Source organism: Paenibacillus sp. TY11, from assembly GCF_059772165.1.
The window spans coordinates 1-14,282 of sequence record NZ_JCBAIQ010000046.1; the positions used below are offsets into that span (position 1 = coordinate 1).

Consider the following 14,282-nt stretch of genomic DNA (forward strand, 5'->3'; position numbering starts at 1 on the left):
TCCACCTGGATCGCCTGGAGAAACAGGGGTAACACCCCGTTTTTCCCAGATACCAGACCATTATTATGTAAAGAAAAAGAACCCGCGTCTCAAAAAGACGGGGTTTCTCGACAATCTGAAGATGTCTGCATAGAGCAGACATCTGGTTTGTTTTCGATATTAGGCTTGCGGAGATACCAGGATTTTAACCTGATTTTTCTCTTTCAGGAGACCTTCAAAACCTTGCTCAATCACTTCTTCGAGTTTAATACGTTTGGTAACCAGCTTGTCGGCAGGGAAATAACCTTTTTCCATCAGGCTGATAACAGCTGGGAATACATCACGGTAGCCGATAATACCAGTCAGATTGCGTTCCTTCATAACGATATTGTTAGGCTTGATCGGAGCTTCTTTTTCAAAAATGCTGACGATCATGATTTGTCCGCTGATCTTAGTGGATTCGATAGCTTGAGTCAGCACAGGAGGTACTCCAGTGACTTCATAGGCTACATCTACGCCGCCGTTGGTCCGTTTGTGCAGTTCTTCCACCACATCATAAGTTTTAGGATCAATCACGATAGCACCCAGCTCTTCAGCTTTAGCTTTACGCTCCTCGGAAAGCTCTACTGCATAAATCTCAGATGCGCCCGAAGCTTTCAACGCTTCAATAACCAGCAATCCGATAGGACCAGCGCCAAATACTACAGCTTTGTCGCCGACTTTCAGTTGGCTTTGACGAACAGCATACAAAGCAACGGCCGAAGGCTCTACCAATGCGCCTTGCTCGAAAGATACGCTTTCTGGAATTTTGTGAACCATGTGCTCGTCAGCTGCGACATATTCAGAAAATCCACCACCGCCGCCTGCAAGACCGAGGAAGCCCATTTTATCGCAAAGATTATATTTGCCTTGTTTACATGCATCACATTCTCCACATGCAAACACCGGTTCTACAACTACACGGTCGCCAACTTGAATCTTGGTTACACCTTCGCCGATTTCGACAACTTGTCCAGAAAATTCATGTCCCATTACGATCGGCGCTTTTTCGCCAGTCAATGGATGCTGAGCATCTTGGGGAATGAAGATCGGTCCTGCTACATATTCGTGAAGATCACTTCCGCAAATGCCGCACCATTCTACCTTGATTTTTACTTTTCCTGCCAGAGCAGCGGGCTGCTCAATGTTTTCCAAACGTAAGTCTTTTACTCCATGCCATCTCAATGCTTGCATGTTTGTCATCTCCTTGAAGAATATATGATCATTGCCTCTATAAAAAGTGAATGAATTAGGAAACGTTTCCGAAAGATAATATGTCACAAATTTTACACATTGTCAAACCAATTTCATACAATAAGCACTTGATTTTTTTGTGAATATAATCACTTGTGACTGCAGTGCTATATTTGGCTCGTTACTTTATACAAAGAGATTTTGCGAATTTTTCAGGTGAAGCAGAGACAAGAAGAAAACGAGTTCAATTTTTAGACACTCATTCTGTGGTATAATATTAATATTGAGACTTTATTGTGGAAAGTCAGAAAACGATTCCGTTCTTGAAAGGATTTTGGGCGTGACAGATCAAAAAAAAGTAACTATAGAGGATGTAGCCAAGCGGGCGGGGGTCGGTATTGCGACTGTCTCCAGAGCTATTAATGATAGTGAGGGCATCAGCCCGAGAACGAAAGCCTTGATTTTGCAAGTGATTGAAGAGATGGGGTTTACGCCCAACACCTCGGCTCAGAGCTTGAAAGTTCGTCAGACACGACAAATTGCGTTGGCTGTGCCGGACATTCGTAACGCGATTATTCCGGAGATCGCTTGGTCCGTAGAGCAGGCCGCCAAGCAGCATGGTTACCGTGTCGTGCAAATCAATACCGCCGGGAATGCCAGAATGGAGCTTGAAACAGTTCGTGAGGTCAAGAAGCTGCATGTCGACGGGCTCATTATCATGCCGCTGGCGTATCCCAAAATGTTGGTAGATCTGATTAACAAAGCTAGCGTTCCCGTATCCATTATTAACTATGGCAAGAAGCTGGGCGAAGATGTCAAAGCGGATATCGTCAGTCTGGCCCGGCAAGAGGGAAGACTCGTGATGGAGCATTTGCTTAAAATCGGGAGAACAAGAATTGCCTATGCAGGCGCTGCGAAGGACAAAATCGAGGAAAGATACTTTGCTTATGAGCAGTCTCTCCAGCATGTGGACCCTTCACTCGTTTATTTTGGAGATGATTTCTCTTTTGAGACAGGGCTGCGCGCAGCCGATTATTTTTACAGCCTGAAACATATGCCGGATGCTATTTATGCGGTTAACGATATGGTGGCGATAGGGATCGTCAATCGATTTAAGGATTTGGGAGTAAAAGTGCCGGAAGAGGTTGCTGTGGTCGGTATTGATAACAATCTGTGGGCTACGGTAACGACCCCGCAGATCAGCTCAGTTTCTATCATGGGGGAAGAGGTGGCACGATTGGCTGCGGAGCTACTGCTCAAGCGGATTCAGGAACAGACACCGGGGGAATATGAGCGCGTGCAATTCGAGCCCCGTCTGATCGTCAGGGAATCAAGCGTCTCTATGATCCGTAAGCCTACGGTTGGACGTGACGAGTAGAAGTCTAGCTAGAGCCTTCCAAACGTTATAACGATGGATGAACTTTCGCAGGTGTAGTAGGATATGGATGGGTTTTGGGCAATCATAACGACCATTGTTTGTTTAGACAGGAGAGTGGATTCATGTCAAAAGGTAGCATGTTCGTTTCTGTAGCTTGTACTACACTATTGCTGGCTGTAACCATAGGGTGCACTCCCCATCCAGTGGGACAGGATGCTGAAACTGCGGCGCCGTCCGGGGCAAACAATGGGGAGTCTAAGCAAACTGCAGCTAATACGCAGCATACCCAGCAAAGTAAAGAGGAGCTTGTACTGTCCTTTTATAAGGACTCATCCCTCAGTGATGAAGCAAAAGTACGTCACATGACGAATCATTTGGCAGGTATCCAATGGGGGAAGATGAACGAAATCAGTGAACATCAAAGCCTGGAAATCATCGAATACCTGTATAGGCAGCGGGCTTTTATTCCATCGGAAAGCTTTCCAAATGTGATCCAGGCTTCTGACGGATTGGATGGAGCTTTAAGCGAAAGCTATGCTGGTCTTATGGGAGATTTGTTTACAAGAGACAGAACTGCGATGACTCGAGCATTGGCAAATATGGACAAAACCAACCGCACACAAGGTATAGGAAGCATCGGGTATGCTCTCAGCTATAGAGAACCCAAGGAAGTCAAGAAAGAGATTCAACAATGGCAGGCAGGACAAAAGCTTACTACGGCAGAGAAGGATGTCATTCGAGCCTTGTTCGTAAAGCTGGATAATCCGTATTGACGCTGAATGAGTGATTACCACGTGCATAGAAGTAATAAATGAAAAGCTGCTTCTCTACCTGAGAAGCAGCTGTTTTGTGTTGTTTTACATCTTGTCATTATGATTGAGATAAGCGTTAGTAGGATCAGTGCTTCCTCTTAAAATGGTTCAAATTGTCGGGTGATCTTGATCCATACGCAAGCGCTTGATATCACTAATTGGAGGCAGGCCGAACAAGCGGGCGTATTCGCGGCTGAATTGTGAGGGACTCTCATAACCTACCTGAAAACCGACATCTGCAGCATCTGCTGATTTAGATAACAACAGGCGGCGGGACTCTTGCAGACGTAATTGTTTTTGATATTGCATTGGGCTCATAGCCGTAACCTCTTTAAAATGACGATGTAGTGACGAAGGACTCATATTCGCTAGTTTGGACAATTCCTCAATACGCAACGGCTTATCATAATCCTGCTTAATCCGCTTTATGACTTCTGCAATTCGGTTGGAATGGCTGCCGGTCATGACCAGTTGTTTTAAGGATTCCCCCTGATTACCCTGTAAAATCCTATACAGTATCTCACGAATGACTAATGGAGCCAGCACCGGAACATCTTGCGGGTTTTCCAAAAGATGCACTAGCCTTACCACGGCATCCAGCAGTAGAGAGTTAGTTTGGCTTACATACAAGCCTCGTCTGGAATCAGGCATGGGGCTTGTGGGAAAAGCAGATTCTTTGATCAGGTCCAAAACCTGATGCGGATCAAAATTGAGCCGGAGGCACAAGTAAGGAGCTTCTGCTGACGCTTGAATGACCTGCCCGGAAATCGGCAAATCCACCGACACAACAAGGTAATCGGATGTGCCGTAATGGTAACTTTCCTCTGCGAGCATCACGACTTTTCTGCCTTGTGCCACAATACATAAGGCAGGTTCATGGACTTGATGTATCGGAACGGTTGTATTTGAACTTCGGACGAAGTGAAGCGAAGGTATGGCTGTAGCGAGAACTCCGTCCTGATTTGAAAATCGTTCTATAAGCATTGCCAATTCGGCTTGTTTTTCCATGGTAGAACCCTCTATTTTGGTTGCCCCCATCATGACACATCCCTTCTTTGCAACGTAGCCCGTTTTCATTTTCAGTGGTTTATTACACTTCAAAATATACTTTGATTCCGACATGGATTTCATTACATATTAAGGGTCGTTGGAGGATTAGGCAATAATTTGCTCTGATTTTTCTACCAGCTCAAAATATTATCGTCTCATAATAAGGGTACAGAAACAATGCCAAATGAACAAGTGAAAAGGAAAAACAGCATACTAGCTGGTTCACTGTCCATGGCGATGGTAGAAAGAACATAATCCAGCCATTTGGATTGTGAAGGCCAATGAAGGTGACACAACAATTATTAAGGAGTGGAATAGTCATGGAGAGCAACAAAGCGGAAAAAAGTAATGTTATATATGGTTTTTCAGTCAGTTTTTAAACTAAAGGAGGAATAAGCATGTTGGATATTAAAGGGAAAGTCGTAGCTATTACGGGGGCAAGCAGTGGGATCGGTGAAGCTACTGCCCGTTTACTTGCTCACCATGGGGCTCATGTGATATTAGGGGCCAGACGCACAGAGCGATTGGAGGCTCTGACATCCGAGATTCGTTCTAAAGGTGGATCGGCTGACTATCAGCAACTGGATGTGACTAGGAGGGACCAGATGGAAGCGTTCATTAAGTACGCGGAAAAAACATTTGGGCGCGTGGATGTAATTTTGAACAATGCGGGAGTGATGCCTCTTTCAAAATTAGAAGCCCTGAAGGTAGAGGAATGGGATCGCATGATTGATGTAAATATACGGGGCGTTCTGCATGGGATCGCGGCAGGGCTTCCCATCATGAAAAAGCAAGGATTTGGTCAGTTTATCAATATCGCCTCTATTGGTGCGTATAGTGTAACCCCGACTGCAGCGGTGTATTGCGCTACGAAGTATGCAGTTCGGGCGATTTCTGAAGGATTACGTTTGGAGGTGGGTGGAGATATTCGTGTGACGCTGATATCACCGGGAGTAACCGAATCCGAGCTTGCCGACAGTATTTCAGATGAAGAGGCCCGGCAGGGAATGAAAGAGTACCGTCGTATTTCGATTTCGCCTGATGCCATTGCCCGCTCCATTCTGTATGCCATGGAGCAGCCAGCGGATGTAGATGTTAATGAAATTATTGTCAGACCCACGGCAAGCCCGAATTAACGCCATGGCTTCCATAATTCCCCCTCTATACTCAGATCATTTTTTCCTCCATCCTTTATGGATGGGGGATTATTCATAGGATGAGAAAGACCATTATTCACACCACAGAGTGTAAAAAACTGTGACTTTAAAATAAGTGGGTTTACATTTACAAATGTTTGTGTTAACTTTATTTCGACAAACATCGAAATTAAGACTGGAACAGAAGGGAGTCGAACAGGGTGAAAGATACGACGGAGATGCAGCAAGCTGTAAAAATATATAAAGCACTTGGAGAACCAACTCGTCTCAAGATAGCACTTTTGCTAAAAGAGGAAAGCCACCAATGCTGCTCCGTGCTGGGGGAGAAGCTGAACAGTGTAGCTATTTCAACGCTATCGCATCACCTTAAGCAAATGGCAGAGTCTGGGCTACTGACGTACCGTAAAGAAGGGACGTTTATTTATTACAGCTTGGATGTGGAAGCAGCGAAGAAATATGCCCCGTTCCTGATGACATAAATTTTTTTAGTCTTAATTTCGATATTTGTAAAAATATAAAAATATAAAAATATTAAAAGAAAAGAGGCGTTACCTAGAAATGCAGAGCACATGGAAAGTATATATTTTGGCAATTGTTAGTTTTTTGGTAGGCACATCCGAATACATTATCTCAGGTATTTTGGATCAGATCGCAACGACCATGGGGATTACGGTGGCCGCCGCAGGCCAGCTGATTACAGTCTTTTCCCTTGCTTACGCGATAGGCACGCCGATTCTGATGGCAGTAACCGCTAAATGGGACAGACGCAAGCTGCTCTTGAGTTCACTCGGATTATTTGCAGTAGCCAATGTCCTCTCCTATGTTCTGCCGGGTTTTGGAATGTTTATTGCCGCACGTATTCTTATGGCACTCGGGGCGGGGATGGTCGTGGTTACAGCACTGAGCATTGCAGCAAAAATTGCCCCAGCCGGCAAGCAGGCCAGCTCTATTGCTACGGTCACTATGGGTTTTACAGCCTCGCTGATTATCGGGGTACCGCTTGGGAGAATGATATCTTCTGCATATGGCTGGAAAACCGTATTTCTCGGTATTGCTTTGACAGGGATTATTGCCCTGATTGTTATTGCTATGACCATTCCCCGCTTGAAAGGAGATCAACCTGTCCCTTTACTACAACAGTTTGCTCTTCTGAAAAAGCCTGAAGTTGCTTTGGGATTAGGCATTACCTTCTTTTGGCTAGGAGGTTATTCCCTCGCGTATACTTACATCTCACCGTATTTGCTGAATGTATCAGGTGTAGGAGAGGATATGCTAAGCTCGGTATTGCTCGCCTTCGGAATTGCCAGTCTAATCGGATCGAAAATCGGTGGGTTCAGTGCAGATAAAAAGGGCATTCCCTTTACATTATTTGGAGGCATGGGGCTGCACGGTATTTCCTTACTCTTACTTCCTTTTGCCGCTCATTCCCTGATCGCAGTGTTTGCTCTACTGATCCTCTGGTCGTTCGCAGCCTGGACATCCGGACCCACTCAACAATATAATCTGGTCACTCTCGTACCGGAATCTTCCGGTGTGATGCTGAGTCTCAACCAGTCTACAATGCAGCTTGCTATGGCTGCCGGAGCCGGAATTGGTGGTGTGGTTGTTAGTGAGGTTTCACTGGCTTCCATCACCTGGTTTGGAGCAGCAGGGATCGGTATCGCTATTGTGGCTACGTATTTACTTTCACGAAGATCCTCAGTTCAAACGCAAGTGGGTGTTACGGAGTAGGTTTATAGATAAGTGAAGAGGGGGCCCAGCGATGGAGGTGACATTGCGGGCCTTCTTTAATTTAAACGAGCAGTAATTCCTCCTGTAGTAGGATGACTATTCAAACTGAATATCAGCGATTTTACCGGCTTCCGTAAAACCGATGTTTTTATAAACTTGATTGGAAACCGAATTTTTTAAATCTGCATATAGCATGGGTACTAAATACTCATTTTCCAAAATGGAACATAGCTCGGATACAATTGCGCTGGCAAAACCTTTCTTTCGCAAAGAAGGTGGAGTATACACAGCATTAATACGAGCATGTCTCGGCGAGTGGTGAGCAATATTGGCCATGGAAACGGGAATATTATTTACAACCCAAAGATACAAATTTCCTGTCCCGATGGTCTCCTCCGCAGCTGATATTTGACTAACCGTATCAACAGAACTGCCTAAAGCATCTTCTGAAAAACCAGCTAGAAACTGGGCAACTAACTGTACGTCCTCTGGGATGGATTGTCGGATGATTCCCTCAACGCCGGAGGGCTTTTTGGATTTAGAGCAGAAATAAGATTCCATGACCATGTGGGTATGTACCTGAGCAGCATGACGCTGTGCGTAAGCATTTGCGAACTTCTCGACTGTTTCGGCATCACCACATACACCTGATAGGGTGGTTCCTTTTAAATAAAGTAAGAGTTCTTCTATATAGGTCAATTTATGATTACCAGTGATTTGTTGTGAAATCCATAGCCAAGCCTTATGTCCGGGTGATTGAGCGAAGATCATATTTTTATCGGACGTTTTGAGGCATGTTGACCCTTCTGACTCACAAATTCGATGGATCAAATTGTATCGAACTTCATCAGCCAAAAATTGATTTTGATTTAATATATCGTCGTTCGGGACTAGCTGCTCAATCATGACTCTGCCTCCTAAAAATGAGCTATGATCTAATGTACTTGTAGAGTGCTATGAAAAGTAAAATGCTATGAAGAGTCCGTTGTTATATCTACTAGGATTTAAATTTCCGCGCTATACGCTTCTTATTCTTTTGCCGCCAAATCCATCTTTCGATAAAGTTTTTTTCTTTTCTTTCCTGAAGTGTTTCCTTCATACCCTTAATAAGAAATTCAGATCTTCGCTTGTCGTTTCTGCTAATTTCGCGTAGTTCCTCAATAAATTTATCGTCCATGTCCGCATCTCCGTTAGTTTAGGATTTTGCAAATTGCTAAGCTAGATTATACAGAACATATGTTCCTTTTTCAAGTCTACGTCTACTCTATTCAATCACACAACCATTTTTAAATGGGTGCTGCGAGGCCCGCGCCAATCGGATGGGGAAGCATAAGCTAGAATAGAAAGGAGGAGTTACAATATGACTGACAAAGCATATGTATCTCAAACGTATCCCCGTCTGACAGTCTACAACGAAGAAAACTTTCGGGGTTCCAGTAGAGTATTCAGAGGAAACCTAGGCATTCGTAATACCGATAACATTCTCGACGGCATCGAAAGCCTGCGTTTCTTTTCTACAAGCAGCGATGCTACACTTGTACTCTTTACCGGCACGCGGTTTAGAGGTAATTTCCGTGTGTATAGGGGCAATCGCCGCATCGCCGACCTGGATGATCTGATTCGCGGGAATGATGTGGAATCTATTATCTCTACCAATCAACGTTTGACGTTGCAGCAAATCCGTAATATCCGCAGTAGCGGTAGACTGCCATCTGGCTATCGAATCATCTAACTTCCCCTACTTTTATGAGTGCACCTTCTACAAGACTGTTTCAGAAGCTTGCAGGTTTGGGGCTTCTGGAGCAGTCTTTGTATAATTAAACTGGGAAATATGAGTAATACTTTAAAAGTAAAGCAAAAGAATGGACAAGTCAATGTTTTACATTCGCGCAAGGGTACAGTACAACGCCCGATTCGTAAAGAACCTGCAATAGAGGATTAAGTGAGATCAGCTATAATGAATACATAAATTATGAAATTCAAATCTTGATGCATTTTGTTGCCTTTTACAGGAGGAACCTATGAGTCTTACAAAGTTAAATTATTTTGTGTCTATTGCTGAGCTTTCAAGCTTTACCCAAGCGGCCAAAAAACATTATATATCTCAAACCGCAATCAGTCAGCAGATCGCTTCTTTGGAGAAAGAACTTAATATAAAGCTGTTTGATCGTACCGTAAATCCCATTCAACTGACCGAAGCCGGACAAGTTTTTTATAAAGACGTCAAAACGATGTTGAGCCAATATCAAAATGCCATTCAAAAAGCGCAGCATACCTATAAAAATCAAAATCGCATCCTTACAATAGGATATTCCAGTTTTTTTGAAATTCAGCTAATTGCGGATATTGTTGTAAAATTTCAAAAATTGCACCCGGAGGTCGAAATTACATTTATCAAGAAAAATATTGACGACCTGTTGAGTGCCTTGGGTAATGGAACCTGTGATGTTGCATTCGCTACGGATTACGCCTTTGATGAGAATAACAAAAAAATCAAACAGTATCCGATATTTAAAGGCAGCATGCTCTTGGGCGTGGGGAAAAAGCATCCAAAAGTGAATCAGAAAACGATTGATTCCAAAGAGCTTCAGCATGAAAAAATTATTTTTCTGAGTGAAGAGCCTTCCTCTCTGGCTTTGAAAGGGATGATTGAAAATTGCCGTGCTGACGGCTATGAGCCTTGTATTATTGAGAAGGTTTCTACGCTGGAAACGCTGATTTTACTGGTAGAATTGCATAGAGGAGTTGCCTTTTTCCCCAACGTGCCTCAAGTTACCCAGGATGACAGAATCTCATATCTATCCATTACGAACTCCCCGCATCATTTTCAAATCGTGGTGGGATATCCGTCCAAATCTCTGAATACGTTAACGGAAAGCTTCCTATCATATGTGAAAGAGACCATTGTATAGTAGATTGGCAGATACGTGACGCCTCATAAGTTTAACTTATGAGGCATAATTATTTTATGTTATGCCTAGGTGGAGCTTTAATTTAAAATCAAGATAACAAGTCGAGACTAGATTTGTGAAAATAATTACTAATAGACTGAGAGCAAAACAAAGGAGCTGTTGGACATGGCGAATGTACAGGGAAAAACTATTATTACAGGTGTAGATGGACAATTCGGAAGCAGCGTGGCTAAAGGGATTCTCAAAAAGGTAGCACCTGGAAGTCTCATTTTCACAAGCCCTAGTCCGGAAAATTTGGAGCAATATAGAAAATTAGGTGTGGATGTCAGAAAAGCAGACTTTAATAGCGTGGAATCTATTAAAGACGCTTTTGAAGGCGGGGAGCAGTTTTTCCTGGTTTCGATGCCGATTATTGGAGAGAAACGGGTACAAATGCACAAAAATGCGGTAGATGGCGCAGTAGCGGCGGGCGTGAAGAAAATCGTGTACACGTCCTTTTTGGGTGCAGGGGATGATGAAAACCCTGCTCTGGTTACCGTAGACCATCGTATTACCGAAAAATATGTTCAACAATCCGGCTTGAAATGGAATTTTATGCGTGACAGTCAATATTTTGAATCGTTGCTTCGCTACGGATTGCCGGATGCCCTGAATAAGGGTGAATGGATTTTCAATTATGGAGAAGGAAAATGCGCGTTTATTTCCCGTGAAGATTGTGCCAAAACGGCTGTTGCACTACTACTCGGCAAGGGTGAAGATAATACGACCTATGATGTTACAGGACCTGAACTGCTTTCAGCCGATGATATTGTGCGCATCACTACTGAGATCACAGGTAGACCGCTTCGTTTTGTAAATAAGAAGGATGATGAAATGTATGCATTGTGGGATAGTCTGGGCGTACCGAGAAAGACAGATCAAGGGATGGAAAATTCGCCGATTCCTTGGTGCAGTGATGATATGGTGACTGGCGGACGCGCTCTTCGTGAAGGTCTAATGGCAGTGCTCAGCGATGATGTAGAAAAATTGACTGGCGAAAAGCGCAAAACCATTCGTGATATGATACAAGAAGCTTATGATCACGGTGAATTGTAATTATAATAGTTAAGGCATATAAAATTAACAGAGGCCCCTTTCGAGGAGCTTCTGTTTTTTATACTGCGAAAAAGTACATTTAAAACGTATGGCATATTTCATTAAAATTAAATTTAATTTTTAATATAGCCTTGAAAGAAAGGAAAGCTATTATAGTTTATGAATTGGCCTACCAAGTTTCCTTTTTTCTGGAGTATGGTAATGCGCATTGTTGCTTTGATAGCAGGCTTAGTGAATCCCTATCTTGATGTAAAATGGAAGATCGTTGTATTTGTTCTGGTTTGTGTAGTAGGTATTTTGGATTCAGGTTCAGAGATTCGGCCAAAGTGGCTTAATGCCTCAGTCGCTTTTATTTTAGGCCTGCTTGTAAGCTATATCGTATATCCTTTTTTTAAATAGCTTTATCAACCTAAAGAGTAATATCACAGACCATAAGTGCAAGAATGAGGACGAAACAAAGATAGCCTCTTGATAAAATGAGTTACATCACATATCAGGAGGCTATATTTATGAACAAAATCCAGCAATTTAATGCACTTCATACATCAGAGGAATTTTTATTTCTAGGGAACGCCTGGGATTTGCTATCTGCCGTGGCTCTGGAGAAAGCAGGCTTTAAGGCGATCGGTACGACGAGTTGGGGAATTGCCAATACGCTTGGATTTTCAGATGGAGAGCTTATTGATTTTGACCAGCATGTAAGCATCATTCGGACGATTGTAGAGCATGTTCAGATTCCAGTGTCGGCAGATATTGAGGCAGGATATGGGGAGGACACAGCAACGATTGTCGAGCATGTATTAAGGACAGCCGATGTCGGAGTGGCAGGGATTAATATTGAGGATTCATTAAAACAGCAGAAGGGACTTCGAGAGGTGGGTTTGCACAATAACCTGTTGTCCAAAATAAGAGCAGCCTTGGATGCTCGTGGGTTTAAAGAGTTTTTTATAAACGCAAGAACGGATACATATTTGCAGATGGATGCCCCACTTTCGGAGACAATTGAGCGGGCCAAAGCGTATGTGGATAGTGGTGCGAGCGGAATTTTTGTTCCAGGTTTAAAGAGTGATGAAGAGATCAGGGAAGTTGTATTTCATGTACATGCTCCGCTTAATGTTTTATCCTTGCCGGGTCTGACGAATGTCCACCAGCTTCAGCAGTTAGGAGTTAAACGGTTTAGCTTTGGTAATGCATTTTCTGATAAGATAATAGTTGCTTTGCAAAAGAATGCGGAACAGTTGATAGAGCTTCAAGATACGTCACATTTATATTTATGAGTATGAACTATAGAGAGGACAGAATATTCGATCATGGCTAACATCAATCTTTCTTTTGAAGAAATGTGGGAGAAAATTATAGCGTGTGATCGTAAATATGACGGGTTGTTTTTTACTGCTGTGAAAACAACCCGAATATATTGCCGACCTTCCTGTCGATCCAAAAAGCCGAAAAAAATAAATGTTGAGTTTTACTTTGATCTAGACACAGTGGAAAAAGCGGGTTTTCGTGCTTGCAAAAGATGCCAGCCCCATACAGATCATTCGCCGTATATCAGGCTTGTCCAGAATGTGGTTACCTTCTTGGTCAATCATTACAAAGAAAAACTTGTATTGCAGGATATTGCAGATCATGTCGGCGTAAGCCCCTTTTATTTGGATCGCATTTTTAAGCAGGAAACCTCAGAAACGCCCCGTACGTATTTGGAAAAAATCAGAGTGGATAAAGCAGCCTATCTTCTTAAAAGTACAGATTTTACGAATCTTGAGATTTGTTATAAGACGGGCTTCCAAAGCCCTTCGAATTTCTATAAGGCATTTCGCAGTTTGAACCAATGTTCTCCCAGTGAGTACAGGAAGCTGAATAAGGAGTAGTTCAAGGAGGTTGTTATCCATTTATGAGCAAGCAATATGTATTGAATTATGTATCGCCGATTGGAGAGATAGAAATACAGGGCACAAATGAGGCTGTATATTCTATCATGTTCTCTGATCGGGATGTGCCCTTAACCAGAATTAAGGAAGAGGCTCGACCCCAGGTTTTAGAGGAATGTGCGAGTCAGCTTGACGAGTATTTTAAAGGTGAGCGCCATGAGTTTACGTTTTCCTATGCCTTTGAAGGTACAGACTTTCAGCAAAGGGTATGGAATGCACTGATGACTGTAGGCTACGGTGAAACGTCAGCTTATAAAGATATTGCCCTCGCCATTGGAAATGAAAAAGCCATTCGAGCCGTAGGCAGTGCTAATGGCAAAAATATGCTGAGCATTGTGATCCCATGTCACCGAATTATTGGTTCAAATCAGAAACTAACCGGCTATGCAGGGGGCTTATGGAGAAAAGAATGGTTGCTCCAGCATGAGAAGCGTTTTCAGAGATCATAAGGAGGGTTCATGGATGAGAGAAATATATTTGAAAGAATTTAAGCCGGAGAGTTGGGCCAACATGGTTCAGATTTATCAGGAGCGATATGATCAAGTAGACCCGATTGTAAAAGAAAAAGTATCCAAAAGCAGTATACCGGAAGAGATCCAAATCGTTTTACTACCGGATATGGGGGAGTATTTGCTGACTTGGATGGACCGAAAAGTCCTCGCACTTGGCAACGAAACACCGTCTGATTATTTAAAAAGCGAAGCAGGGACTAAAGCTTTGAAGGCGGCCATATTGCGTATGCCACGTTAAACAAACCGACCCAAGGAGATACATATGAACATTGAACATATGAACAGAGCGCGAATGATGGCTACGATGAATAGAATCGCGTTTGATTTTGAAGGCCTATGCTCTCAAATTTACAGTAAAAAGGCGCACCCATTCTAAACTGTACCCTATGTAAAGGACCATTTAAAAAAAGACTAAATTGCTTGCAGAAGATGATCTCTGTATTGTACAGGGGTCATCCTTTTTAAGTTCCATTGGTATCTGTAATGGTTGTA

General features: G+C 43.1%; 17 protein-coding genes. 13 read left to right on the forward strand and 4 right to left on the reverse strand.

Annotation, left to right across the window (positions count from 1 at the left end; genetic code table 11):
- Positions 1 to 159 precede the first annotated feature (159 nt).
- Positions 160 to 1,212: a 2,3-butanediol dehydrogenase gene (locus tag AC6EJC_RS26350; protein WP_028542246.1), complete on the reverse strand. Its 1,053-nt coding sequence runs from the start codon at positions 1,210 to 1,212 to the stop codon at positions 160 to 162.
- A gap of 340 nt (positions 1,213 to 1,552) precedes the next feature.
- Here AC6EJC_RS26350 and AC6EJC_RS26355 point away from each other — a divergent pair, with 340 nt between their 5' ends.
- Together AC6EJC_RS26355 and AC6EJC_RS26360 are read left to right on the forward strand one after the other, a co-directional pair.
- Positions 1,553 to 2,590: a LacI family DNA-binding transcriptional regulator gene (locus AC6EJC_RS26355; RefSeq protein ID WP_444956463.1), complete on the forward strand. Its 1,038-nt coding sequence runs from the start codon at positions 1,553 to 1,555 to the stop codon at positions 2,588 to 2,590.
- A gap of 122 nt (positions 2,591 to 2,712) precedes the next feature.
- Positions 2,713 to 3,363 (forward strand): hypothetical protein, encoded by a 651-nt coding sequence (locus tag AC6EJC_RS26360; RefSeq protein WP_444956464.1) that lies wholly within the window; start codon positions 2,713 to 2,715, stop codon positions 3,361 to 3,363.
- 147 nt (positions 3,364 to 3,510) lie between these two features.
- Here the strand turns inward: AC6EJC_RS26360 and AC6EJC_RS26365 are convergent, their stop codons facing one another.
- Positions 3,511 to 4,440: an AraC family transcriptional regulator gene (locus AC6EJC_RS26365; protein ID WP_444956474.1), complete on the reverse strand. Its 930-nt coding sequence runs from the start codon at positions 4,438 to 4,440 to the stop codon at positions 3,511 to 3,513.
- Positions 4,441 to 4,850: 410 nt separating this feature from the next.
- Here AC6EJC_RS26365 and AC6EJC_RS26370 point away from each other — a divergent pair, with 410 nt between their 5' ends.
- From AC6EJC_RS26370 to AC6EJC_RS26380, 3 genes are all read left to right on the forward strand, one after another.
- Positions 4,851 to 5,588, forward strand: coding sequence for an SDR family oxidoreductase (locus tag AC6EJC_RS26370; protein ID WP_444956465.1), 738 nt, complete (start codon positions 4,851 to 4,853; stop codon positions 5,586 to 5,588).
- A 221-nt stretch (positions 5,589 to 5,809) separates the two neighbouring features.
- The gene (locus tag AC6EJC_RS26375; protein ID WP_025682845.1) at positions 5,810 to 6,088 is read left to right on the forward strand and encodes an ArsR/SmtB family transcription factor; all 279 of its coding nucleotides are present in this window, start codon (positions 5,810 to 5,812) and stop codon (positions 6,086 to 6,088) included.
- Positions 6,089 to 6,167: 79 nt separating this feature from the next.
- The gene (locus AC6EJC_RS26380; RefSeq protein ID WP_444956466.1) at positions 6,168 to 7,340 is read left to right on the forward strand and encodes an MFS transporter; all 1,173 of its coding nucleotides are present in this window, start codon (positions 6,168 to 6,170) and stop codon (positions 7,338 to 7,340) included.
- 96 nt (positions 7,341 to 7,436) lie between these two features.
- On the opposite strand, the gene AC6EJC_RS26385 is transcribed toward AC6EJC_RS26380, so the two are convergent.
- Positions 7,437 to 8,246, reverse strand: coding sequence for a GNAT family N-acetyltransferase (locus AC6EJC_RS26385; protein WP_444956467.1), 810 nt, complete (start codon positions 8,244 to 8,246; stop codon positions 7,437 to 7,439).
- A gap of 454 nt (positions 8,247 to 8,700) precedes the next feature.
- Between AC6EJC_RS26385 and AC6EJC_RS26390 the strand changes: the two genes are divergently transcribed.
- From AC6EJC_RS26390 to AC6EJC_RS26425, 8 genes are all read left to right on the forward strand, one after another.
- Complete coding sequence (locus AC6EJC_RS26390) at positions 8,701 to 9,072, forward strand: hypothetical protein (protein ID WP_025682841.1); 372 nt, start codon at positions 8,701 to 8,703, stop codon at positions 9,070 to 9,072.
- Between the two features lie 289 nt (positions 9,073 to 9,361).
- Complete coding sequence (locus tag AC6EJC_RS26395) at positions 9,362 to 10,252, forward strand: LysR family transcriptional regulator (RefSeq protein ID WP_444956468.1); 891 nt, start codon at positions 9,362 to 9,364, stop codon at positions 10,250 to 10,252.
- A gap of 165 nt (positions 10,253 to 10,417) precedes the next feature.
- Positions 10,418 to 11,347: an SDR family oxidoreductase gene (locus AC6EJC_RS26400; protein ID WP_444956469.1), complete on the forward strand. Its 930-nt coding sequence runs from the start codon at positions 10,418 to 10,420 to the stop codon at positions 11,345 to 11,347.
- Positions 11,348 to 11,548: 201 nt separating this feature from the next.
- Positions 11,549 to 11,746, forward strand: coding sequence for a hypothetical protein (locus tag AC6EJC_RS26405; RefSeq protein ID WP_245233301.1), 198 nt, complete (start codon positions 11,549 to 11,551; stop codon positions 11,744 to 11,746).
- Positions 11,747 to 11,856: 110 nt separating this feature from the next.
- Positions 11,857 to 12,624 (forward strand): isocitrate lyase/PEP mutase family protein, encoded by a 768-nt coding sequence (locus tag AC6EJC_RS26410; protein WP_444956470.1) that lies wholly within the window; start codon positions 11,857 to 11,859, stop codon positions 12,622 to 12,624.
- A gap of 33 nt (positions 12,625 to 12,657) precedes the next feature.
- The gene (locus tag AC6EJC_RS26415) at positions 12,658 to 13,218 is read left to right on the forward strand and encodes a bifunctional transcriptional activator/DNA repair enzyme AdaA (RefSeq protein ID WP_444956471.1); all 561 of its coding nucleotides are present in this window, start codon (positions 12,658 to 12,660) and stop codon (positions 13,216 to 13,218) included.
- A gap of 23 nt (positions 13,219 to 13,241) precedes the next feature.
- Positions 13,242 to 13,727: a methylated-DNA--[protein]-cysteine S-methyltransferase gene (locus tag AC6EJC_RS26420; protein WP_444956472.1), complete on the forward strand. Its 486-nt coding sequence runs from the start codon at positions 13,242 to 13,244 to the stop codon at positions 13,725 to 13,727.
- 13 nt (positions 13,728 to 13,740) lie between these two features.
- Positions 13,741 to 14,028, forward strand: coding sequence for a hypothetical protein (locus AC6EJC_RS26425; protein WP_444956473.1), 288 nt, complete (start codon positions 13,741 to 13,743; stop codon positions 14,026 to 14,028).
- 173 nt (positions 14,029 to 14,201) lie between these two features.
- Here AC6EJC_RS26425 and AC6EJC_RS26430 read toward each other — a convergent pair.
- Positions 14,202 to 14,282: IS3 family transposase (locus tag AC6EJC_RS26430; RefSeq protein WP_444952884.1), on the reverse strand; the 81-nt coding region annotated here is incomplete at its 5' end.

Coding starts and splice junctions, on each gene's coding strand:
- AC6EJC_RS26350 (WP_028542246.1), bottom strand. CDS start 1,212: ATGCAAGCATTGAGATGGCATGGAGTAAAAGACTTACGTTTGGAAAAC.
- AC6EJC_RS26360 (WP_444956464.1), top strand. CDS start 2,713: ATGTCAAAAGGTAGCATGTTCGTTTCTGTAGCTTGTACTACACTATTG.
- AC6EJC_RS26365 (WP_444956474.1), bottom strand. CDS start 4,440: ATGGGGGCAACCAAAATAGAGGGTTCTACCATGGAAAAACAAGCCGAA.
- AC6EJC_RS26370 (WP_444956465.1), top strand. CDS start 4,851: ATGTTGGATATTAAAGGGAAAGTCGTAGCTATTACGGGGGCAAGCAGT.
- AC6EJC_RS26380 (WP_444956466.1), top strand. CDS start 6,168: ATGCAGAGCACATGGAAAGTATATATTTTGGCAATTGTTAGTTTTTTG.
- AC6EJC_RS26385 (WP_444956467.1), bottom strand. CDS start 8,246: ATGATTGAGCAGCTAGTCCCGAACGACGATATATTAAATCAAAATCAA.
- AC6EJC_RS26390 (WP_025682841.1), top strand. CDS start 8,701: ATGACTGACAAAGCATATGTATCTCAAACGTATCCCCGTCTGACAGTC.
- AC6EJC_RS26395 (WP_444956468.1), top strand. CDS start 9,362: ATGAGTCTTACAAAGTTAAATTATTTTGTGTCTATTGCTGAGCTTTCA.
- AC6EJC_RS26400 (WP_444956469.1), top strand. CDS start 10,418: ATGGCGAATGTACAGGGAAAAACTATTATTACAGGTGTAGATGGACAA.
- AC6EJC_RS26405 (WP_245233301.1), top strand. CDS start 11,549: ATGCGCATTGTTGCTTTGATAGCAGGCTTAGTGAATCCCTATCTTGAT.
- AC6EJC_RS26410 (WP_444956470.1), top strand. CDS start 11,857: ATGAACAAAATCCAGCAATTTAATGCACTTCATACATCAGAGGAATTT.
- AC6EJC_RS26415 (WP_444956471.1), top strand. CDS start 12,658: ATGGCTAACATCAATCTTTCTTTTGAAGAAATGTGGGAGAAAATTATA.
- AC6EJC_RS26420 (WP_444956472.1), top strand. CDS start 13,242: ATGAGCAAGCAATATGTATTGAATTATGTATCGCCGATTGGAGAGATA.
- AC6EJC_RS26425 (WP_444956473.1), top strand. CDS start 13,741: ATGAGAGAAATATATTTGAAAGAATTTAAGCCGGAGAGTTGGGCCAAC.